The 20089-nt window shown below is 65.2% G+C and carries 19 protein-coding genes, 1 other RNA gene and 3 pseudogenes; 17 read left to right on the top strand and 6 right to left on the bottom strand.

Annotation, left to right across the window (positions count from 1 at the left end):
* The first annotated feature begins 61 nt into the window (after positions 1-61).
* Entirely contained in the window at positions 62-265 is a 204-nt protein-coding gene (locus AWC07_RS15385; protein ID WP_036415425.1) for a hypothetical protein, read from the top strand.
* Between the two features lie 9 nt (positions 266-274).
* A complete protein-coding gene (locus tag AWC07_RS15380; protein ID WP_036415424.1) occupies positions 275-1858 on the top strand; it encodes an FAD-binding oxidoreductase in 1584 nt (527 codons plus the stop codon).
* Here the strand turns inward: AWC07_RS15380 and AWC07_RS15375 are convergent, their stop codons facing one another.
* Positions 1859-3232, bottom strand: a complete 1374-nt coding sequence (locus tag AWC07_RS15375) for an FAD-dependent oxidoreductase (RefSeq protein ID WP_036415422.1) — start codon at positions 3230-3232, stop codon at positions 1859-1861.
* Positions 3233-3341: 109 nt separating this feature from the next.
* Here AWC07_RS15375 and prfB point away from each other — a divergent pair, with 109 nt between their 5' ends.
* The 10 genes from prfB (at position 3342) to ssrA (ending at position 11634) form a co-directional block, all read left to right on the top strand.
* Entirely contained in the window at positions 3342-4472 is a 1131-nt protein-coding gene (gene prfB / locus AWC07_RS15370; protein WP_036415420.1) for a peptide chain release factor 2, read from the top strand.
* Positions 4459-5445: a mechanosensitive ion channel family protein gene (locus tag AWC07_RS15365; protein WP_036415419.1), complete on the top strand. Its 987-nt coding sequence runs from the start codon at positions 4459-4461 to the stop codon at positions 5443-5445. Before prfB ends, AWC07_RS15365 begins: the two co-directional genes overlap by 14 nt.
* Before the next feature lie 2 nt (positions 5446-5447).
* Positions 5448-5897 (top strand): Rv3103c family proline-rich protein, encoded by a 450-nt coding sequence (locus AWC07_RS27640; protein ID WP_084293600.1) that lies wholly within the window; start codon positions 5448-5450, stop codon positions 5895-5897.
* 44 nt (positions 5898-5941) lie between these two features.
* Positions 5942-6631, top strand: coding sequence for a cell division ATP-binding protein FtsE (gene ftsE, locus AWC07_RS15355; RefSeq protein WP_036415449.1), 690 nt, complete (start codon positions 5942-5944; stop codon positions 6629-6631).
* A complete protein-coding gene (ftsX, locus tag AWC07_RS15350) occupies positions 6632-7525 on the top strand; it encodes a permease-like cell division protein FtsX (RefSeq protein WP_036415417.1) in 894 nt (297 codons plus the stop codon).
* A gap of 2 nt (positions 7526-7527) precedes the next feature.
* Positions 7528-8019, top strand: coding sequence for an SsrA-binding protein SmpB (gene smpB, locus AWC07_RS15345; RefSeq protein ID WP_036415415.1), 492 nt, complete (start codon positions 7528-7530; stop codon positions 8017-8019).
* Positions 8020-8061: 42 nt separating this feature from the next.
* The gene (locus AWC07_RS15340) at positions 8062-9282 is read left to right on the top strand and encodes an AAA family ATPase (RefSeq protein WP_167380083.1); all 1221 of its coding nucleotides are present in this window, start codon (positions 8062-8064) and stop codon (positions 9280-9282) included.
* Positions 9282-10316: a tetratricopeptide repeat protein gene (locus AWC07_RS15335; protein ID WP_036415410.1), complete on the top strand. Its 1035-nt coding sequence runs from the start codon at positions 9282-9284 to the stop codon at positions 10314-10316. The genes AWC07_RS15340 and AWC07_RS15335 overlap by 1 nt, the downstream gene beginning before the upstream one ends.
* A gap of 18 nt (positions 10317-10334) precedes the next feature.
* Positions 10335-11180, top strand: coding sequence for a maleylpyruvate isomerase family mycothiol-dependent enzyme (locus AWC07_RS15330; RefSeq protein ID WP_036415403.1), 846 nt, complete (start codon positions 10335-10337; stop codon positions 11178-11180).
* A gap of 86 nt (positions 11181-11266) precedes the next feature.
* Positions 11267-11634: a transfer-messenger RNA gene (gene ssrA / locus AWC07_RS15325) on the top strand.
* A 44-nt stretch (positions 11635-11678) separates the two neighbouring features.
* On the opposite strand, the gene AWC07_RS15320 is transcribed toward ssrA, so the two are convergent.
* The gene (locus tag AWC07_RS15320) at positions 11679-11999 is read right to left on the bottom strand and encodes a type II toxin-antitoxin system PemK/MazF family toxin (RefSeq protein WP_036415401.1); all 321 of its coding nucleotides are present in this window, start codon (positions 11997-11999) and stop codon (positions 11679-11681) included.
* Between AWC07_RS15320 and AWC07_RS26970 the strand changes: the two are divergent.
* Together AWC07_RS26970 and lipY (AWC07_RS15310) are read left to right on the top strand one after the other, a co-directional pair.
* A pseudogene (locus tag AWC07_RS26970) lies at positions 11943-12279 on the top strand (hypothetical protein); the annotation flags it as partial. The gene AWC07_RS15320 and the pseudogene AWC07_RS26970 overlap by 57 nt on opposite strands.
* Positions 12280-12477: 198 nt before the next feature.
* Positions 12478-13662: a triacylglycerol lipase LipY gene (lipY, locus tag AWC07_RS15310; RefSeq protein ID WP_084293599.1), complete on the top strand. Its 1185-nt coding sequence runs from the start codon at positions 12478-12480 to the stop codon at positions 13660-13662.
* Between the two features lie 24 nt (positions 13663-13686).
* On the opposite strand, the pseudogene AWC07_RS26965 reads toward lipY (AWC07_RS15310), so the two are convergent.
* The 3 genes and pseudogenes from AWC07_RS26965 to AWC07_RS15295 all read right to left on the bottom strand — a co-directional run.
* Positions 13687-13809 (bottom strand): annotated as a pseudogene (locus tag AWC07_RS26965) (universal stress protein); the annotation flags it as partial.
* Entirely contained in the window at positions 13810-15600 is a 1791-nt protein-coding gene (locus AWC07_RS15300) for a serine/threonine-protein kinase (protein WP_036415398.1), read from the bottom strand.
* A 101-nt stretch (positions 15601-15701) separates the two neighbouring features.
* Positions 15702-16016: pseudogene (locus AWC07_RS15295) on the bottom strand (phytanoyl-CoA dioxygenase family protein); the annotation flags it as partial.
* A 92-nt stretch (positions 16017-16108) separates the two neighbouring features.
* Between AWC07_RS15295 and AWC07_RS27635 the strand changes: the two are divergent.
* From AWC07_RS27635 to lipY (AWC07_RS15280), 3 genes are all read left to right on the top strand, one after another.
* Positions 16109-16372, top strand: a complete 264-nt coding sequence (locus tag AWC07_RS27635; protein ID WP_167380082.1) for a hypothetical protein — start codon at positions 16109-16111, stop codon at positions 16370-16372.
* Between the two features lie 246 nt (positions 16373-16618).
* A complete protein-coding gene (locus AWC07_RS15285; protein ID WP_084293598.1) occupies positions 16619-17317 on the top strand; it encodes an MspA family porin in 699 nt (232 codons plus the stop codon).
* A gap of 225 nt (positions 17318-17542) precedes the next feature.
* Entirely contained in the window at positions 17543-19189 is a 1647-nt protein-coding gene (lipY, locus tag AWC07_RS15280; protein WP_139829716.1) for a triacylglycerol lipase LipY, read from the top strand.
* A gap of 18 nt (positions 19190-19207) precedes the next feature.
* On the opposite strand, the gene AWC07_RS15275 is transcribed toward lipY (AWC07_RS15280), so the two are convergent.
* Positions 19208-19879: a TetR/AcrR family transcriptional regulator gene (locus AWC07_RS15275; RefSeq protein ID WP_036415395.1), complete on the bottom strand. Its 672-nt coding sequence runs from the start codon at positions 19877-19879 to the stop codon at positions 19208-19210.
* Positions 19880-20089: the final 210 nt, after the last annotated feature.

Raw genomic sequence — 20089 nt, 5'->3', positions numbered from 1 at the left:
CGACGGCGACGACGACGACGAAGGGGGCTGATCGTGCGGGTGGGTCTGGCATGCTGAACGCATGGCAGGCAAGGAAATCGATCGGGTCCGGGCGACCAGCGCGCTCGCGGTGATCAAGCAGCACCCCGGGATGGTGCTGTTCGTGTTGTCACCGGTGCTGGCATTGCTGGCCGTCATCTGGTGGCTGGCGGGCCTCGGCTGGGCTATTGCCACGGCGCTGGTGCTGCTGGTGGCGGGCGGAGCCGTCGTCGTCGTCAAACGCTGACCACACAGCATGCGTTCGTGGTGGGGCTGGGGTGACGTCGAGGACGCGCTGTCGCAGGCAGAGACGCAGGCACTGGCGGAACGCGTCGCAGCGCTGCTGCCCGGCCATGACCTGACCGACCACCAGCCCCCGGATCCGATGGCGCTCGGGTTGGCGCCCCCGCGAATCGCCCCACCGGCGTCACTGGCCGGGCTGTGCTCGGCCGACCCGCTCGATCGTGCCGGGCACGCGCGCGGCAAGGCGTTTCGCGACGTCGCGCGTAACCTGCAGGGCCGCCTCGACCATGTGCCTGACTTGGTCGTGCGGCCGCGCCACGAGCAGGACGTGGTCGACGTGCTGGATTGGTGCACGCGGGAACACGTCGCCGTCATCCCGTACGGCGGCGGCAGTTCGGTGGTCGGCGGCGTCGAACCGCGCTTCGACGAGCCGGCGGTCACGGTGGACATCGGCGCGCTGGACGCAGTGCTCGACATCGACCGGGTCAGCCGGGCCGCCCGCATCCAGGCGGGCGCGCTGGGTCCGTCGATCGAAAATCAGCTTCGCCCACACGATCTCACGCTGCGCCACTTCCCGCAGTCCTTCGGCTTCTCCAGCCTCGGCGGCTGGCTGGCCACCCGCTCCGGCGGACATTTCGCCACCCTGTACACCCACATCGAGGACCTGACCGAGTCGATGCGCGTCGTCACCCCGGCCGGTATCAGCGAGTCGCGGCGGTTGCCCGGATCGGGTGCCGGGCCGTCCCCCGATCGGCTAATCCTCGGTTCCGAGGGCACGCTCGGCCTCATCACCGAGGCCTGGATGCGGTTGCAGGACCGGCCACGCTGGCAGCTCACCGCGTCGGTCGTCTTCGACGATTGGACTGCGGCGGTCACGGCGACCCGGACGATCGCACAGGCCGGCCTCTACCCGGCGAACTGCCGGCTGCTGGACCCGGCCGAGGCGTTCCTGAACGCGGGTACCACGGTCGGCGGCGGGCTGCTGGTGCTGGCTTTCGAATCGGCGGACCATCCGATCGACGCGTGGCTGGCCCGGGCCGTGGAGATAGCCGCCGACCACGGCGGCCGGGTCGCCGCGCGGCGTACCCGCGAAACAGCAACCAGCACAACAGAAAACGATGCTTCCAAGAACTGGCGCTCGGCGTTCCTGCGAATGCCCTACCAACGAGACGCCCTGGCCCGCCGCGGCGTCATCGCCGAAACATTCGAAACCGCTTGCACCTGGGCAGGATTCGACACCCTGCACGCCGCGGTGACCGATGCCGCCCGAACCGCGATCGAACACGTTTGCGGAACCGGCCTGGTGACTTGCCGATTCACCCATGTCTATCCCGACGGCCCGGCCCCGTACTACGGCATCTACGCGGGCGGACGCTGGGGTTCGCTGGACGCGCAATGGGACGACATCAAAGCCGCCGTGTCCGAGGCGATCAGCGCCGCCGGCGGCACCATCACCCACCACCACGCCGTGGGCCGCGACCACCGCCCGTGGTACGACCGGCAGCGCCCCGACCCGTTCGCCGCGGCCCTGCGCGCGGCGAAGTGCGCGCTCGACCCGGCCGGAATCCTCAACCCCGGTGTGCTTGTCGACCCCTGATCAGCCGCGCCCCACACGCAGCAACTCCGCGACATTGGGCAGCTTGACGCGGGGACGCCCGTGCGGCTCGCCGGCCGCCCGTTCGAAGTGGTCGATGATTTTCCACTGCGCGGTCGTGACCAGGTGAGGTTGCCGGGATGTCAGCCAGGCGGCCAGCTGCTCGCCATGGTCGGGTGGGAAATCCGCCAGCGCTTCAGCAGCAGCCAGGTCGGCGATCAGGGTGTCGACGGTGTCCTGGGAGTCCTTCTTGTTGGTGCCGATCACTCCGGTCGGCCCGCGCTTGATCCACCCGACCACATATTCGTTGCGGCTGCCTTCCACCCGGCCGGCGGTATTGGGAATGGTCCCGCGCTTCTCGTCGAACGGCAGTCCGGGTGTCGGCACCCCGCGGTAGCCGACGGAACGTACCACCAGCTGCACCGGCAACTCCTCGCGCTCGCCGGTGTCCCTGGCCGACACCCACCCGCTGTCGTCGGCGACCAGTTCGTTGCGTCCGAGCACAATCTGCTCCACCTTGCCGTCGCCGTTGATCTCGATCGGCGAGGTCATGAACCGGAACACAATCTTGCGGTGACCGGGTCGTGGTGGGCGCTGGGCGTAGTCGCGCAGCACCTTGATGTTCTGCTTGGCGGTCTTGCCGGCCGCCGCCGCGTCCTCGTCGCTGATGCCCTCCAGCTGGGCCGGGTCGACCACCACGTCGACCCCCTCCAGCTCACCCAGTTCCCGCAACTCCAGCGTGGTGAACGCCGCCTGCAGCGGACCGCGCCGGCCGACGAGCACCACTTCCCGGACGCCGCACGGGCGCAGCGACTCCAGCGCGTGATCGGCGATATCGGTGCACGCCAGCACCTCGGGATCGGTGACCAGGATCCGCGCGACGTCGATCGCGACGTTGCCGTTGCCGACCACCACAGCCCGGGAACCCGACAGGTCGGGCGTGGCATGTTCGAAGTTGGGATGTGCGTTGTACCAGCCCACGAAATCGACGGCGGCGATGCTGCCCGGCAAATCCTCCCCGGGAATATTCAGCGGCTTGTCGGACTGCGCCCCGACGGCATAGACCACCGCGTCGTAGCGCTCGGCGAGTTCGGCGGGGGAGACGTGTTCGCCCACCAATATGTTGCCGAAGAAGCGGAAGCGGGGATCCTCGGCCGTCTTCTCGAAGGTCTTGCTGATCGACTTGATCTTGGGATGGTCGGGCGCCACCCCGGAGCGGACCAGCCCCCAGGGCGTCGGCAACATCTCCAGCATGTCGACGGCCACGTCGATGTGGTCGGCGGTGTCGGCGGCCTTCAGCAGCGAGGCTGCGGCGAAGAATCCCGACGGGCCGGAGCCGACGATGGCGACGTGGTAGGGACGGTGGTGTGGCCGCATGCTCGAGCTTTCTGTTCGTGCCCGGAATGGGATGTGCCGCGGTCGCGCGATGCACTGGTCCCATGATGCTAGACGCTGACCACGGAAACTCCCGGTAACGTGGTCGGATGTGGAACCCGACCGTCAAGCCGACCGACGAGCTGAGATAGCTGCCCTTGACTCCACCCTGACCACGGTGGAGCGGGTGCTCGACGTCGACGCTTTGCGGGCCAAGATCGACAAGCTCGAGCACGAGGCGTCCGACCCCAAATTGTGGGACGACCAGGCTCGCGCCCAGCGCGTGACCAGCGAGTTGTCGCACGCCCAGGGGGAGCTGCGCCGGGTCGAGCAGCTGCGTAGCCGCCTTGACGACCTGCCGGTGCTCTACGAGCTCGCGGCCGAGGAAGAGGGGGAAGCCGCCGCCGAAGCCCTGGCCGAGGCCGACGCCGAGCTCAAGGCGCTGCGCGCGGACATCGAGGCCACCGAGGTGCGCACCCTGCTGTCGGGCGAATACGACGAGCGTGAGGCGCTGGTCACAATCCGTTCCGGCGCGGGCGGGGTGGACGCGGCCGACTGGGCCGAAATGCTGATGCGCATGTACATCCGCTGGGCCGAGCAACACAAATATCCGGTCGAGGTCTTCGACACCTCCTACGCCGAAGAAGCCGGCATCAAAAGCGCCACCTTCGCCGTGCACACGCCGTTCGCCTACGGCACGTTGTCGGTCGAACAGGGCACCCACCGGCTGGTACGGATCAGCCCGTTCGACAACCAGAGCCGCCGGCAGACGTCGTTCGCCGAAGTCGAGGTGCTGCCGGTGGTGGAAACCACCGACCATATCGACATCCCGGAGGGCGACGTGCGGGTCGATGTCTACCGCTCCAGCGGGCCCGGCGGCCAGTCGGTGAACACCACAGACTCCGCCGTGCGTTTAACCCACATCCCAACGGGTATTGTCGTCACTTGTCAGAACGAGAAGTCGCAACTGCAGAACAAAGTGGCGGCGATGCGGGTTCTTCAGGCAAAGTTGTTGGAACGCAAGCGTTTAGAAGAGCGCGCTGAGCTGGATGCATTGAAGGGTGAGGGCGGCAGTTCCTGGGGTAACCAGATGCGGTCCTATGTCCTGCACCCCTACCAGATGGTCAAGGATCTACGGACCGAATACGAGGTAGGCAATCCGGCGGCCGTCCTGGACGGAGACATCGACGGGTTCTTGGAAGCAGGAATCCGGTGGCGTAACCGAAAAGATGACAGCAACTAACAGCGTCGTTCTTGCCTTAGCCACTGCCTCCGCGACGCAGCGCTGGCACGACTTCTGGCGCGGCGAGATCGGTGACTGGATCATCACCCGGGGCCTGCGGATCGTCATGCTGCTGATCGGGGCGGTGCTGGCGGCCCGCTTCGTCAGCTGGGTGGCCCGACGGGTGACTCGCAAGCTCGACGTTGGCTTCGCCGAAAGCGACGCGTTGGTGCGTTCGGAGGCGACCAAGCACCGCCAGGCCGTCGCGTCGGTGATCTCCTGGGTGTCGATCGCGATCATCTGCGTCGTCGTTGCCGTCCAGATCACCGACATCATGAACTTCTCGGTCGGTTCGCTGGTCGCACCCGCCGCTGTGCTGGGCGCCGCGCTGGGCTTCGGCGCCCAACGGGTGGTCCAGGACCTGCTGGGCGGGTTCTTCATCATCATCGAGAAGCAGTACGGGTTCGGTGATCTGGTCGCGTTGACCGTCGCGGGGATCTCCACCGAGGCGCGTGGCACCGTCGAGGACGTCACGCTGCGGGTGACCAGGTTGCGCTCCAGTGAGGGTGAGGTGTTCACCATTCCGAACGGCCAGATCGTCAAGTCGGTCAACCTCTCCAAGGACTGGGCACGCGCGGTCGTCGACATCCCGGTCTCGACCAACGTCGACCTCGGTCGGGTCAATGAGGTTTTGCATCAGGTGTGCGAGCACGCGCGTGACGACGCGGCGCTGCAAGAGTTGTTGCTGGACGCGCCCACGGTGATGGGCGTGGAGAGCATCGAACTCGACACGGTCACTCTGCGACTGGTTGCCCGCACCCTGCCCGGCAAGCAATTCGAAGCCGGTCGGCAATTGCGGGCGCTGGTCATCAGGGCTCTTGCTCGCGCGGGCATCGTGACCGCCGCCGACGCGACGGGGGGCCTGGCTGAAGACCCCGCGGTTCCCGCCGCCCAAGCCGCCGACGCGGCCGAGGCTGAAGGTGCGGTGCGGTAGCAATGAACTTCTGGCTGAACGTGCTGGGTAAGCGCGACGAAGGGGGCCCACGGCATGCCCCGAGCCACCTGTTCGGCGGGGTGCGCACGTCGACGGTGGTGTTGATCATCGCGTTCCTGGCCGTGTGGTGGATCTACGACACCTACCGCCCGGAACCGGCAGCAAAGGCGCCCCCCGCCCAAGTGATTCCGCCAGGCTTTGTGCCCGATCCCGACTACACCTGGGTTCCGCGCAGCCGGGTCCAGCAGCCGCCGGCCACCGTCACGGTGCGCCCGACCCCCACCACCACGACGCCGACGACGACGGAACCCGCAACCACCACCACCGCCCCTCCGCCGCCATGTCTGCTGCCGCCGCCCTTCTGCCCGGCGACCACGACACCGACCACACCGGAGCCGTCACCCCCACCTGGGCCGGGCCCGTCGCCCAGTTCGACCCCCCCGGCCAGGTGAATTTCGCTTCGCAGCGAAACTCACCGCTACACTGGCGTGCCGTGATGATCACCCTGGACCATGTCACCAAGCAGTACAAATCGTCGGCACGTCCGGCGCTGGATGACATCAACGTCAAGATCGACAAGGGTGAGTTCGTTTTCCTCATCGGCCCTTCGGGTTCGGGCAAGTCGACCTTCATGCGGTTGTTGCTGGCGGCCGAGACGCCGACCTCCGGAGATGTGCGGGTGTCGAAGTTTCACGTCAACAAGCTGCGTGGTCGCACCGTCCCAAAGCTGCGTCAGGTGATCGGCTGCGTCTTTCAGGACTTTCGGCTGTTGCAGCAAAAGACCGTGTACGAAAACGTCGCCTTTGCGCTGGAGGTGATCGGCAAACGCACCGACGCCATCAACCGGGTGGTGCCCGAGGTGCTCGAGACGGTGGGATTGTCGGGCAAAGCCAACCGGCTGCCGGACGAATTGTCGGGCGGCGAACAACAGCGGGTCGCGATCGCCCGCGCCATTGTGAACCGGCCGCTGGTACTGCTGGCCGACGAGCCCACCGGCAACCTCGACCCAGACACCAGTAAGGACATCATGGATTTGTTGGAGCGGATCAACCGAACCGGGACCACGGTGGTGATGGCCACCCACGACCACCACATCGTCGATTCGATGCGGCAGCGGGTCGTCGAGTTGTCGCTGGGCCGGCTGGTTCGTGACGAACAGCGCGGCGTCTATGGGATGGATCGCTAAGTGCGATTCGGCTTCCTGCTCAACGAGGTTCTGACCGGTCTTCGTCGCAACGTCACCATGACGATCGCGATGATCCTGACGACCGCGATCTCGATCGGCCTGTTCGGCGGCGGACTGCTGGTGGTCCGGCTGGCCGACAACTCCCGAGCCATCTACCTCGACCGGGTGGAAACTCAGGTCTTCCTTACCGACGACGTCTCGGCCAACGACCCCGCCTGCGACAGCGACCCGTGTAAAGCGCTGCGCGAGAAGATCGAAAAGCGATCCGACGTCAAGGCGGTGCGTTTCCTCAACCGGCAGCAGGCCTATGACGACGCCATCCGGAAATTCCCGCAGTACAAGGACGTGGCCGGAAAGGATTCCTTCCCGGCGTCGTTCATCGTCAAACTGGAAAACCCCGAGCAGCACAAGGACTTCGACACCGCGATGCAGGGCCAGCCCGGCGTGCTTTCGGTGCTCAACCAGAAGGATCTGATCGACCGGCTGTTCGCTGTGCTCGACGGGTTGAGTAACGCCGCGTTTGCGGTCGCACTTGTCCAGGCCATCGGTGCGGTGTTGTTGATTGCCAACATGGTCCAGGTCGCCGCCTATACCCGGCGCACCGAGATCGGCATCATGCGATTGGTGGGGGCCAGCCGCTGGTATACCCAGCTGCCGTTCCTGGTGGAGGCGATGTTGGCCGCGACGGTCGGCGTCCTGATCGCCATCGGTGGCCTGATCCTGGTGCGGGCGATGTTCTTGGAGAATGCGCTGAACCAGTTCTACCAAGCCAATCTGATCGCCCGGGTGGACTACGCCGACATCCTCTACATCGCGCCATGGCTGCTGCTGTTGGGTGTGGCGATGTCCGGGCTGACGGCGTACGCGACGTTGCGCATCTACGTGCGGCGGTAACGATGGCCACCAAGCCGCCGGGCAAGACGATCGGCAAAAAAATCATTGCCACCAATCGCAAGGCGCGGCACAACTATTCGATCATCGAGGTCTTCGAGGCCGGCATGGCGTTGCAAGGCACCGAGGTGAAGAGCCTGCGCGAGGGGCATGCGTCGTTGGTGGACGCGTTCGCCACCATCGACGACGGCGAAATATGGCTGCGCAACTTGCACATCCCCGAGTACCAGCACGGCAGCTGGACCAACCACGAACCGCGGCGCAACCGTAAGTTGCTATTGCACCGGCGTCAGATCGACACGCTGATCGGAAAGCTGCGCGAAGGCAACTACGCGCTGGTGCCGTTGTCGCTGTATTTCACCGACGGCAAGGTCAAGGTCGAGATCGCGCTGGCCCGCGGCAAGCACGCCCACGACAAACGCCAGGACTTGGCGCGCCGCGACGCCCAGCGCGAGGTGATCCGGGAGCTGGGCCGCCGCGCCAAAGGCATGGGCTGACTGGCGCACGGTGGCGGGTTGCGGTATTTACAGGAGATGGCCGTGACTGAAGACCCTGTTATTCGCGAGTTGTCCGCGGCGGTGCAGCGCAGCCCCGAAGTCGTCGAGCTGCGTGTGCATTTGGCCACCTTGTTGGCGGACAGGGGCCGCTACGCCGAGGCGTTGGGACACTGCAGCGCGGCATTGAGCCAGGACGCCGGCAATGCCGCCGCGCTGAGCCTGCTGCAGCGGTGCAGTGCCGCACTGGCTGAGCCGGTCCCGGCTCAGCCGCAGGCTCCTGCCGAAGCCGGCTTCGACTGGTCCAGCGCCGAAAAGGAAGTTGCCGACATCATCGAGCCCGCCTTCGTCGAGGCGGCCCCCGACGTCCTGGCCGAGGGGGATTTCGACGTGCTGCAGCGCCCCCAGGTGCGGCTGGCCGCCGTCGCGGGCATGGCCGACGTCAAACAGCAACTGGAACTGTCGTTGCTCGGGCCGCTGCGCAATCCCGACCTGATGAAGGCATACAAGGTGTCCGCCCGCGGCGGGCTGTTGCTCTACGGACCACCCGGGTGCGGCAAAACCTATATCGCCAAGGCGGTTTCGGGCGAGTTGGGCGCCAGCTTCTACCAGCTGGGAATCGCTGACGTGCTGCATCGTTACCAGGGCGACAGCGAGCGCAGCATCCGTTCGGCCTTCGACAATGCCCGCCGCAACGCTCCCTGCGTGCTGTTCTTCGACGAGGTCGACGCGTTGGGGCACCGGCGTTCCGCGCTGAGCGGCAGCTCGGGCATCCGCACCATCGTCAACACGTTGCTGGAAGAACTCGACACCGCGACATCCGCCAACGACGGGGTCTATGTGCTCGGTGCCACCAATGCGCCCTGGGACGTCGATCCGGCATTGCGGCGGCCCGGGCGATTCGATCGGATGATTTTCGTGGGGTTGCCTGACGCCGAGGCCAGGGCGGGGATAGTCCGGTTCCACTTGAAGGATCGGCCGATCGCCGGGATCGACCCCGCCGCGATCGCGGGCCGCACCGAGGGGTTCTCCGGTGCCGATCTGGCGCATGTTTGCGACAGCGCCACGCAATTGGCGATGGCCGACTCGATGCGCAGTGGGCAGGTTCGTCCGGTGATGATGGCCGATGTGCACGCGGCCGTGGCGCAGATCCGGCCCAGCGCCGGACCTTGGTTCGAAACCGCGCGTAACGTCGTGGAATTCGCCAACAACGACGGCACCTACGACGAGCTGGCAAAGTACTTGCGGCGCAGGAAGAGTCGGTGATGTCGGACACGGACACCGACCATGTGGCCGAAGCTGTCCACATCGCCAGCGCCTACGCCGACACGGGAAATTATGAGCGGGCCCGGGATGTCCTGCGTCGTGCGTTGGCAACAGATCCACATGACTCGAGGCTGCTGGTGCGCCACGCGCAAGCCGAACATGCGCTGGGCAACTATGCGGGCGCGGCGTGGAGTGCCCATGGCGCTCTGGCCGTTGCGCCGGAAAACGAATTCGCCATGCGGCTCTACGCGTCATCGCTGGATCAGCTTGGCCGAAGCTGGGACGCTCTATGCGTGGCATGGCAGGCCGTGCTCACCCATCCCAATGAACCACTGGTGCACCTGACGTACGCGCGGCTGCTGCAGAAGTCGTGGCAATTGCCCAACGCCCTGTACGCAGCAGACCAAGCGATACGGCTTGCTCCCAATGATGCCGACGCTCACGTACTGCGCGGCTCCATCCTGCACGACTTGCGCCGCATCCCCGAATCTACCCAGTCGTATCGGGCGGCGTTGGCGCTAGACCCCGGCAATTGCGAAGCCCTGAACAACCTGGCCGTCAACGGACTTCAGCGGCGAAGGTTTGCGCACGCGCTGCGGGGATTCCTCGCTGCCGCAGGCGGCAACCCGGAGATGGGAGCTCTGGCCCGCCGGAATATTGCCGCGGTGCTGGAGAGGGTGTTCCAAGGAGTGACGGTGGCCGCCGGAGTCCTCGGATTCATCGCCGGCGCCGTGGTGGGGATGCACGCCGAGGGCAAGTCGACGGCGCCGCTGCGCCTGCTCGCCGGGTTGCTCACCGCGGCGCTGATCGTCGTGTTTGTTTGGGTGCTTCGGTCTGTGCCGCGTCAGGTATTGGGTTCGGTGTTGCGACAGCACCGCCTGGTGTCCCTCCGCGTCCTTCATGCGCTACTGGCCGTAGTCGTCGGGGCGTGGGCCACCATCTTTGCCTGGCCCGTGGGGATCGTTCCGGTTTGCGGCATGCTGGTGATCAGCGGTCTCATCTTGTTCCGGGTCGGCCTCCGCTTGTTCAGCTGACCGGCCTACTATCCGTCCATGGCCGATCGTCCGCTGACCCAACTCGACAAGTCCGAGGTCCTGGCCGCGCTTTTCGCCGTGTGGGACTCCCTCGACGCGCTGCTGGACGGACTGCCCGAGGCGGACTGGCAGGCGGCGAGCCCGCTGCCCGGCTGGAACGTCAAGGCGGTGGTGTCGCACATCATCGGTACCGAGTCCTTCCTGCTCGGCATCGGCGCACCGGAGGCCGATATCGACGTTTCCGCACTCGAGCATGTCCGCAATCCCATCGGAGTGATGAACGAGAGCTGGGTGGTTTATCTCAGCGGAGAGTCGGGCACCAGCCTGCTGGAGCGGTTCCGCGAGGTGACCACCAAGCGCCGCAAGGCATTGGAGAGCATGCCGGAGGCCGACTGGAACGCGGCGACCACGACGCCGGCAGGGCCCGACACCTACGGGCGCTTCATGCGGATCCGTACCTTCGACTGCTGGATGCACGAACAGGACATCCGTCAGGCGCTGCGGCGGCCGTCGTCCGACGACGAGTTGGGCGGTCGGACTGCCGAGCTGTCCCTCGACGAAATGTCTTCCAGCATGGGATTCGTCGTCGGAAAGCTGGCCAAAGCGCCCGACGGCTCCCGGGTGCTGTTCGAGCTGACCGGCCCATTGGCCCGCACCATCCGGGTCAGCGTCAATGGCCGGGCGCAGCTGGTCGAGGACTTCGGCGGACAAGAACCGACCGCCACCATCCGGCTCGATGGACTGCAGTTCACCAGGCTCGCCGGCGGTCGTCCAATGAGCCCCGCCCGCAGCCAGCACGTGGAACTCGGCGGTGACAAGGATCTCGCGGGCCGGATCGTCGAACGTCTGAACTTCGTGATCTGATCGGGAAGATAATCCCGTTGCCCGTTGTTGGTAGACGCGTACCATTGATTGTCTTGCCGGAAGCCGGCAAGGGTGCTCGAAGACATGGGGCTGAACGGTTTCGACTTCGCGCATCGAATCAAGGGAAGCGTGCCGGTGCAGGCAAGAGACCACCGTAAGCGTCGTTGCAACCAAATAAGCGCCGATTCACATCAGCGCGACTACGCTCTCGCTGCCTAAGCGACGGCTAGTCTGTCAGACCGGGACCGCCCTCGACCCGGACCCTGGCATCAGCTAGAGGGATCAACCGATGAGTTCGGTCGCGGGACTCATCGGGACACCAACAGCGACTGGGATCGTCATCCTGGCTAGTTCGCGTGACCAGGAGATCCGAGCAGAGGCATAGCGAACTGCGCACGGAGAAGCCTTGAGGGAATGCCGTAGGACCCGGGTTCGATTCCCGGCAGCTCCACTTTTGATGGGCCGGTTGGCGGCCCCGTTTGCGGGCTACGACAGCTATCACAGACCGAGGTAGCGCGCCACGGCGTGTTCCACCTTGGCCATTTCGTCACGGTCCAGGTAGTCGACCGGATCGCCGTGCACATAGACGACGTCGATCGTTCGGATCTGGTCGACCAGCAACCGTGTCTTTGTTCCCATGATTTCCAGCTCTGGGCGGAAGACCGCAGATTGGGCCTTTGTCGACGTCGGTACTACAGTTACGACACTCCACGGCATCGAGCCGGGACTGATGACCACGGCGTAGCGCCGCCCGCGTTGCTCGTGCCCTCGCTTCGCATCACCGAAGTCGACCCGGTATACCGCTCCCCGAATCACCACGCGTCCGGCTCGGTGGAGACGTCCTCGTCTCGAAGCCGCTCGGCGTCGGTGCGAGCCTGCTTGATCCACACTTCCCGTTCGAGCAGCTGCAGTGCCCGCCGGATGACGTCGCTCTTGCGCTCGCCGCTGCGCATTGCGGCCTTGATGATCGCTTCATCTTTTTCAGTAGGTCGGAAGCCGATGGTCGCCGTCATGGGTACGAGGATACGTCGATGTTGCACAATCGTCGAGCAATTGTTCAACACGCAATCGGCACCCGACGGCCGCGTTCGTCGTCTCCCTAACCGCCTGAAGCGAACAGCAGGGCGATCGCTACCAGATACCCACCGCTGGGGGGTCTATTACATGAGGTCCAGCTGAAAGCCGGTTTCCGGCAAACCGCTACGTGATTACCCGGCCTCGGCATAAGCTCCGGCTACTCGGTGATCGGTATCGGCTGGGCAACTCGACGGGTTGCCCCTAAGGGTGGAGCGGCACAGTGTCGTATGTTCTTGCGCTTCCCGAGCTGATGTCCGGCGCGGCCACAGACGTGGCTTCGATTGGTTCGGCGGTCGCGACCGCAAACCAGGGCATGGCCGCCGCCACCACTGAGGTATTGGCCGCGGCCGAGGATGAGGTGTCAGAGGCGATCGCGGCCTTGTTTTCCGCCCACGGCCAGGGCTATCTAGCTCTCAGCGCACACGCGGCGGCTTTCCATGAGCGGTTCGTGCAGGCATTGGCCGGCGCTGCCGGGGCGTATGCCACCGCCGAAGCGGCCGGCGCTGCGCCTCTTGCGACCTTTGAGCAGGCGGTGCTCGGCGTTCAGCTGCAAATCCAGCAGATCCCCACGACGATTGCCGCCGGATTCAGCTCCGGGCTCGCATCTTTGACTTCAGTGCCAGGTAATCCCCTCCTGATGCTGCTTGCCAGCGACATCCCGCCGCTGTCGTGGGTCTTGGGCAACTCCCCGCCACCACTGTTGAATTTGCTGCTGGGGCAAACGGTGCAGTACACCACGTATCAGGGGATGAGCGTGGTGCAGATCACGCCGGCCGCTCCAACCGGCGAATACGTGGTTGCCCTGCACGGTGGCGCGTACATTCTCCCGGCCTCGTTATTCCACTGGATCAATTACTCGGTGACGGCCTACCAGACCGGCGCGACTTTCGAAGTGCCGATTTACCCGTTGCTCCAGCAAGGTGGTACCGCCGCCACGGTCGTACCGCAAACAGCCGGCTTCATCTCGTCGCAGATCGCGCAACACGGAGCCCAGAATGTCAGCGTGGTCGGTGACTCCGCGGGCGGCAACCTCGCACTGGGGGCCATCCAATACTTGGTCAGCCAATCCGAACCCGTACCGTCGTCGATGGTGTTGCTGTCTCCGTGGCTGGATGTGGGGACTGGGGGACTCGGCGCGGTGTGGGCAGGCAATCTTCCTGCGAACAACTATCTGGTCAGCCCGTTGTATGGGTCACTTGACGGTCTTCCGCCGACGTATGTCTACTCCGGCTCACTGGATCCACTTGCACAACAAGCGGCCGTCCTCCAGCAAGCAGCATTAGCCCAAGGGGCCCCGATGAGCTTCGTTTTGAATCCCGGCGGAATTCACGACTGGGTTCTGCTGACTCCGGGCGGTTTGCCGTACTGGCCGCAGATCAACCAGCAACTCGGTATCGCGGCCTGATCGCAGGTGCTGAACGGCCCGCCGTCAGAACTGACGCGCCACGATCACCGAGACCTTTGCCCGGTCGACCACCGCCGCCCCGACCGAACCCAGCAACATGCCTGCGAATCCGGCGCGGCCGTGGCTGCCGACGACCAGCAGTTGCGCCTACCCGGCCGCCCGCAGGGTGATCTCGGAGATTTCCGTCCGGCTTTCGCCATTAGTGGTGCCCAAGGCGGAGATCCACACCAGCACATTGGAGGTCTTGGTCCGGTTATCCACCGTGATGCGGTTGTGTCCCGGCTGCAGTGGCGTGTTCGGGGTCAGCGCGGTGGTGTCGGCCAATTTGGCCGGGGTTTGGGTGGGCGACGAGCGGATCTGCACCTGGGTTCCCGTGCTGGACACGTCGATCGTCACGGCGCTCAGCGCGGTCGGTTGGGATAGGTGCAGCAACAGCCCCATTCCCTCGATGAATTTCGGGAACGGGACCGCGTCCCGATAGGTAACGGTGGACCACGCCGTGTTTGGGTTGCCGTCGATCGCCAAGTTCGCCTGCTGCGGATTGTCGGGGGCGCCGTCCGGTGAAAAAACCGTTGCGCTCGCCGGCTTGACGATTGGTCCGGGGCGGGTCCGGGTGCCGACAACGTCCGTGAAGTACAGAACCGCCGCCGCGGTCAACACGATGACACCGACGACGGCGACGAGCGCGGCGAGCCGGAGTTTTCTGCCTTTCGGCGCCTTTTCTCGCGGCGGTGTGGCGCCGACCTCCGACCGGCGTCGCCTCGGACGAGCTCCGGCTGACAAGTTGACGATTTTGTCGGCGTCGAGGGTTTCGCCGTCCCACAGGCCGGTGATCTCGACCTCGTCCCCGTCCGCGAGCTGACCCGCGACGAGGTCAGTTTGGATCTCGACGGGAAGCGGAGCGCGCCGGTTGCCGAGCGGCTCATAGGGGACTACTTGGAACGACAAGATCCCGACCTGAGATTGGGCTCCGACCGCGCTGTGCGCTACGGCGCGCGCCGTTCCGTGAACAACCAGACGCTCGAGACGCTGCGTGGCCGGACGTCCGCCCGAAGCGAGGTCCTCGGCGGGACCCGGCCCCGACGTTTGCAAGCGCGCCGGGGCGCCCTGCTGCGTGAGAGCTAGGGCGAACTCAGCGCAAGTCGGGTATCGCTCGTTGGGGTTTTTGGCCAACGCCCTCGCCAGAACGGCGTCGAGGTGCGCGAGCTCGGGCCGGCGCTCCGATATCCGCGGCGGCGGCGTGTTGAGATGGTTGCTGACGACGACGGCGCGATTCGAGTCGTGAAACGGCGGGGCACCGGTTAACAGGTAAAACGTCGTCGCAGCCAGCGCATATTGATCCGCGCGGCCGTCAAGTGGCTTGCCCAGCAGTTGCTCGGGGGCCACGTAACTGATAGTTCCGATGGCGACGTTGACGTCGGTGAGGTTGCTGACGTCGTCGATTCGGCGAGCGATGCCGAAATCGGTTAACAGCACCCTGCGCCGGTGGCCGTCGGGCGCGGTCACCAGGATGTTCTCGGGCTTGACGTCACGATGCAGCAGCCGGCGATCATGACCGAAGTCGAGCGCATCGGCCACCGCCGTCACGATTTCCGCGACGTCTTGCTCGGGCATGCCGTCCGGGTAGTGCTCGCGGACCAACCGGCCCGCGTCGGTGCCGTCGACGTACTCCATCGAGATCCAGAGCCGGCCGTTGAACTCACCGCGATCGAGAACGCCGACGATATGGGGGTGCCACAGCGTCGCCGCCAATTCGGCTTCGCGTTTGAATCTCGCCCGAAACTCCTCGTCGGCTGTGGCGGCCAAGGACAAGACCTTCAGCGCGTCGTGTCGCGGCAGCCGGGGATGCTGGGCGAGGTACACCTCGCCCATCCCGCCGGTGCCGAGCAGGCGCTCAATCACGTAGCCAGCGAATACCTCACCGTTGTCGAACGGCATGCCCGAAAGCCTACAAACCGGCACGGCCGGGTAGCGAATCCCGCCGATCAGGTGCCGGCCCGCGTCAGCACGACACGCAGCTGTTTCGGCGCCGTGACGGCCTAAAAATCCGGCGCACTTTCCAACAGCCGTAGCGGATGCAGGCCGTCGACCGCGCCGACGAACGGCGGGTGGATGCTGTAGCCGAGCATGCGGCGAATGTCCTCGGAGACCGTTCGGGCGATCTCGCGCGATACCGACAAGGTGAAGGCCTCCATCGGCCGCAGCCACGGTTGGCAGTATTGGGCGGTGACGGCAAGACGCCCGCGGCTGGTCGTGTTGGCGCCCCCGCCATGCCAAAGGGTGCCGACGAAGAAGACGCACGAGCCGGCCGGCATGACGACCGGCATCGCGTGATCGGCTGCGCCGGGCCGACGGTTGGATGGCGACAAATGGGCTTGCACGGCCCGGAAATGACCGACGGGGCGGTCGCGACGGCGTGTCAGACTCGGCGCTAAAATCCGTTCTTTTGGCACTTGACAGTTCGGTTCTGACAGATCATTCCGATACGCCCCCAGTCTGGTTCGGCGGCTCCCATGTTGCTCGGACGCTGGGTATGCGGATCCTGTGTGAATATCGGGGTGAAGAGAAAATCGTCGATTATGACAGGCGTGTCATCGTCTGGGTCTGCGCGAGCGATGCCGCTGCTGCCCACCAGAGCCGTCAGCCCTATTCCGGTGCTGGCCATAAGGATGGCAAGCACTGTGCGGGCGAACCTTCGCAGGGTCATTGATCGCCCTCTCTGCCATCCGCCACGAATCCATGGCTATGCCTGAAGCCTACTCGCAGAGCGCACAGGCGAGCCTTCCGGCAAAGCACGTGAGTACCGCAACCCGCTCGGCCACGAGCGCTGAGCTAAACAGGTCTTGCCAGACTGCCTGTTTTGTGTCACAAACCAGCTGCAAAGGCACAACAACTCTGACTTAGTCAACCAGCAAAGCCATGAGGGTATGGGGCGGTGCTTAGCGTATCGGCTGTGATGCCGATTCCCGCGGTAGTTCGTCGCGCTGCGGTGCTGGCTGTGAGCCTCGTCGTATCAATGACCGGGCCGTCGGCAGGTGCTCAACCCGATGCCGAACCCCCTCCCGGTGCTGTGCCACCGGCCGACGGGTCGGTACCTCCCGGCACACCGGCTAGGGTGAACACTCCTGACGGCTGGGTCCTGGCCCTCGGCGCGAAGGACGAGAGACACGTTCCGGTGTCTCCGCTGACCACCGCGCTGTCGTCTCGCGAATATCTCTCCAGCGGAATCTTCGGCGCTTCGCTAACCGGGCCGGAAACCCCCCGAGGCGTTCTCGAGGTCGGGTACGAAATCGGTTGCGGGATCGACCAGAGCACCTCCAACGGCTTTGTCATGGCAAATGGCAGCGCAGTCTCTCCCTCGCTCGCCGCGGAGCTGCCACTGGGACCCGGCCAGCCACCGCTCGTCATCCCGCTGGCCAGTGGGCAGTACAACAACGTGGTCAGCGTGGGCCTCAAGCCCGGATTCGTCGTCATCGTGCCGGTGGTCCGCAAAGAGTTCAAGGGACCAAATCCCTGGATCATGATCAGCGACTTCCATATCAAGATCGACGGGTGCGTCGGCGAGTCCTTCATCCGCTCGTACGCGACCATGACCCGCATTACCGATGAATCCGACGTGGTGCTGTCCTACGTCGGCTCCACCAAGGCCGTCTGATCGCGATTGTCGAAGGCGAGCAGAACGGGCCGAAATCCGCCGCCTTTGCAACCGCGGCTTTGAGGCGGGAGGAATCAGCACTCAGCTCCGGCGGCGCCACGTCTGCGACAGCACCGGGGATTTGGTGACAGCGGGAATGACTGCACGGAAACTCTTCCGCCAAGACGTGGACGAGGTACGTTCCTGGCATAAGGCTGATCGAGGGGGAATCGAGGGGGAAGGGTAATGAGCTTTTCGCTGTGGCCGCCCGAGGTCAATTCGGTGCTGCTGCTTGCTGGACCGGGATCGGGGCCGATGCTGGAGGCGGCGGCGGCCTGGGACGGGATCGGCGGTGAATTGAGCTCAGCGGCCAACGCATTCGGCTCGATAACCTCGGACCTGGGGGCTCAGGCCTGGCAAGGCGCGGCGTCGGCGTCCATGACGACCGCGGCAGCCCGCTACGTGGACTGGCTGGGAAGGGCGGCCGCTCAAGCCGAACGGTCAGCAGCCCAAGCCCGGGCGGCGGCCGTCGCCTATGAAGCAGCGCTGGCCGGCATCGTGCACCCTGAATTGATCACCGCCAACCGTGGTCGGTTGGTGTCGCTGGTGATCTCTAACCTGTTCGGTCAAAACGCACCGGCGATCGCGGCCGCCGAAGCTGCATACGAGCAGATGTGGGCTCAGGACGTCGCCGCGATGAGCGGATATCACGGCAGTGCCGCCGCGGCGGTCGCGCAGTTGGCCCCGTGGGAACAAGCGCTGCAAAATCTGCCCGGACTGCCAGGCGAATTCGCCAAAGCGATCGGAAACGGTTTCGCCTTGGTAGAGCAGGAAATTCAGCAGACCCCCACGGCACTGGCCGCCGGATTCACCCGGGTGTCGGACACCCTCATCACCGGCATCTTCGGGTCGCCGGCTGATCCGCCCTTCGCGGCAACGCAGACGGGGAACTTCACCGGTGCCCCGTCGCTGGCGACCAGGCTTGAAGAAGCCGCGCTGTGGCCGGTAAAACCCCTCCTCGGTTTGTCCGGCCTCGAAACTCAACTTGCGGTGCCCGGCAACCCGCTTTTGGCGTTGTTCGCCAGCGACATCCCGCCACTGTCGTGGTTCCTCGGTAACTCCCCGCCACCGTTCTTGAATTTGCTGCTGGGGGAGACGGTGCAGTACACAACGTATAACGGGATGAGCGTCGTGCAGATCACGCCGGCTAATCCGACCGGCGAATACGTGGTCGCCATTCACGGTGGCGCGTTTATCTTTCCGCCCTCGTTTTTGCACTGGATCAATTACTCGGTAATGGCCCAGCAGACCGGTGCGACCGTTCAGGTCCCGATTTACCCGCTGCTGCAAGAAGGTGGTACCGCCGGCACGGTGGTACCCGCGATGGCTGGCTTCATCTCCACGCAAATCGCTCAACACGGGCCGTCCAACGTCAGCGTGATCGGCGACTCGGCGGGCGGCAACCTCGCACTGGCGGCTACCCAATACCTGGTGACCCACGGCGATCCCGTACCGGAATCGATGGTTCTGGTGTCTCCCTGGCTGGACGTGGGAATGACCAATCCGAATATTGGGCTGGTCCAGGATCCGTTGCTTCCTGTCGGGCCCGCGCAACAGATCGGCAAGGTGTGGGCCGGTAATCTTGCCGTGACCGACCCCATGGTGAGTCCGCTGAATGGCTCACTGAGCGGACTGCCGCCGACGTATGTCTACTCGGGCAACCTGGACATACTCGCACCCGACGTGTTTGTCCTGCAGCAAGCGGCCGTCACCCAAGGGGCCCCGGTCAGCTTCGTCCTGGCCAACGGTCAAATTCACGACTGGATTCTGCTTACTCCGGACGGTTTCCAATACTGGCCGCAGATCAACCGGGAACTCGGTATCGCCGCCTGATTGCGGGTCAAGCGCCGCTCAGTCGTGGCGATGCAGGAAGCCGTGCAGAATCGCCTGGACGAGTTCGTCGACGATCGCCTCCCGCGGGGGCGGCACCGGCCCGAAGAAGGTCGACCGCAGTGCGACCATGCCGACGATCATCGCCACCGTCGAGTGCGCCGGCAGGTCCGGCTGACTCGACCGAATCCCGCGTAACCGCATGCCCTCGGCGCTGATCTGACCGAGCACCGCGATGGCCCGCCGCATGTCGGCGATGCCGGTGCCCATGGTTTCCTCCTCACTGAACGCCTCCGATGCCGCGAGCGTCAGGAGCAGGCCCCGATGCTCCACGAGCACGTCGTAGAGCTGCTCGACGAAATGGCGGGCCAGCTCCTCTTCGTCGGTCTCCCCCGGGACCACCGACTGCCATGTCCGGCTGAACTCGTCGACGAAACTGGTGAACGGAAGAACCAGAGCTTCCCGGAACAGCCCGGCCTTCGAGCCGAAGTGCCGGAAGAGCAGGTATTCGCTGACTCCGGCGGCCTGCGCGATTTCACGCGTCGTGGTGCTGCGGTAGTCCTGGCGGGCGAACAACTCGCGCGCGGCATCGAGCAGGAGTCTGCGCGGCTCGCCGCGGGGCCGGCGCAATGGCTGAACCGGCGCTCGGGCCACCGGCGCGTTCCTGGGCGAAAGTCGCTGTGACACGGTCATCTACTCCTGAACCGCATTCAGCGGTTGACGGCACTTCACGATGGTCGGCCTTGACCTCCGACTTAGAATAGTATCCACTATCACAAACCTGGGCAGCCTGCCGGAAGGGCGTGTTGTGGGCGCGGTCATCATGCTCGGAACCCTGTTCGGGCTGATCGCCGTCATCTTCGGCCTGGTGATCTACCTCGACCCGGAAGCGCGTGACGGGCG

This window comes from Mycobacterium gastri, from assembly GCF_002102175.1.
Lineage (GTDB): Bacteria > Actinomycetota > Actinomycetes > Mycobacteriales > Mycobacteriaceae > Mycobacterium > Mycobacterium gastri.
The sequence above is the reverse complement of the archived record's forward strand: the minus strand, read 5'-3'. Positions and strand labels throughout refer to the sequence as shown.

Bases quoted from the DNA above. Each gene is read 5' to 3' on its own strand.
- AWC07_RS15385 (WP_036415425.1), top strand. From the start codon at position 62: ATGGCAGGCAAGGAAATCGATCGGGTCCGGGCGACCAGCGCGCTCGCG.
- AWC07_RS15380 (WP_036415424.1), top strand. From the start codon at position 275: ATGCGTTCGTGGTGGGGCTGGGGTGACGTCGAGGACGCGCTGTCGCAG.
- AWC07_RS15375 (WP_036415422.1), bottom strand. From the start codon at position 3,232: ATGCGGCCACACCACCGTCCCTACCACGTCGCCATCGTCGGCTCCGGC.
- AWC07_RS15365 (WP_036415419.1), top strand. From the start codon at position 4,459: ATGACAGCAACTAACAGCGTCGTTCTTGCCTTAGCCACTGCCTCCGCG.
- AWC07_RS27640 (WP_084293600.1), top strand. From the start codon at position 5,448: ATGAACTTCTGGCTGAACGTGCTGGGTAAGCGCGACGAAGGGGGCCCA.
- ftsE (WP_036415449.1), top strand. From the start codon at position 5,942: ATGATCACCCTGGACCATGTCACCAAGCAGTACAAATCGTCGGCACGT.
- smpB (WP_036415415.1), top strand. From the start codon at position 7,528: ATGGCCACCAAGCCGCCGGGCAAGACGATCGGCAAAAAAATCATTGCC.
- AWC07_RS15335 (WP_036415410.1), top strand. From the start codon at position 9,282: ATGTCGGACACGGACACCGACCATGTGGCCGAAGCTGTCCACATCGCC.
- AWC07_RS15330 (WP_036415403.1), top strand. From the start codon at position 10,335: ATGGCCGATCGTCCGCTGACCCAACTCGACAAGTCCGAGGTCCTGGCC.
- AWC07_RS15300 (WP_036415398.1), bottom strand. From the start codon at position 15,600: ATGCCGTTCGACAACGGTGAGGTATTCGCTGGCTACGTGATTGAGCGC.
- AWC07_RS15285 (WP_084293598.1), top strand. From the start codon at position 16,619: ATGCCGATTCCCGCGGTAGTTCGTCGCGCTGCGGTGCTGGCTGTGAGC.
- lipY (WP_139829716.1), top strand. From the start codon at position 17,543: ATGAGCTTTTCGCTGTGGCCGCCCGAGGTCAATTCGGTGCTGCTGCTT.
- AWC07_RS15275 (WP_036415395.1), bottom strand. From the start codon at position 19,879: ATGACCGTGTCACAGCGACTTTCGCCCAGGAACGCGCCGGTGGCCCGA.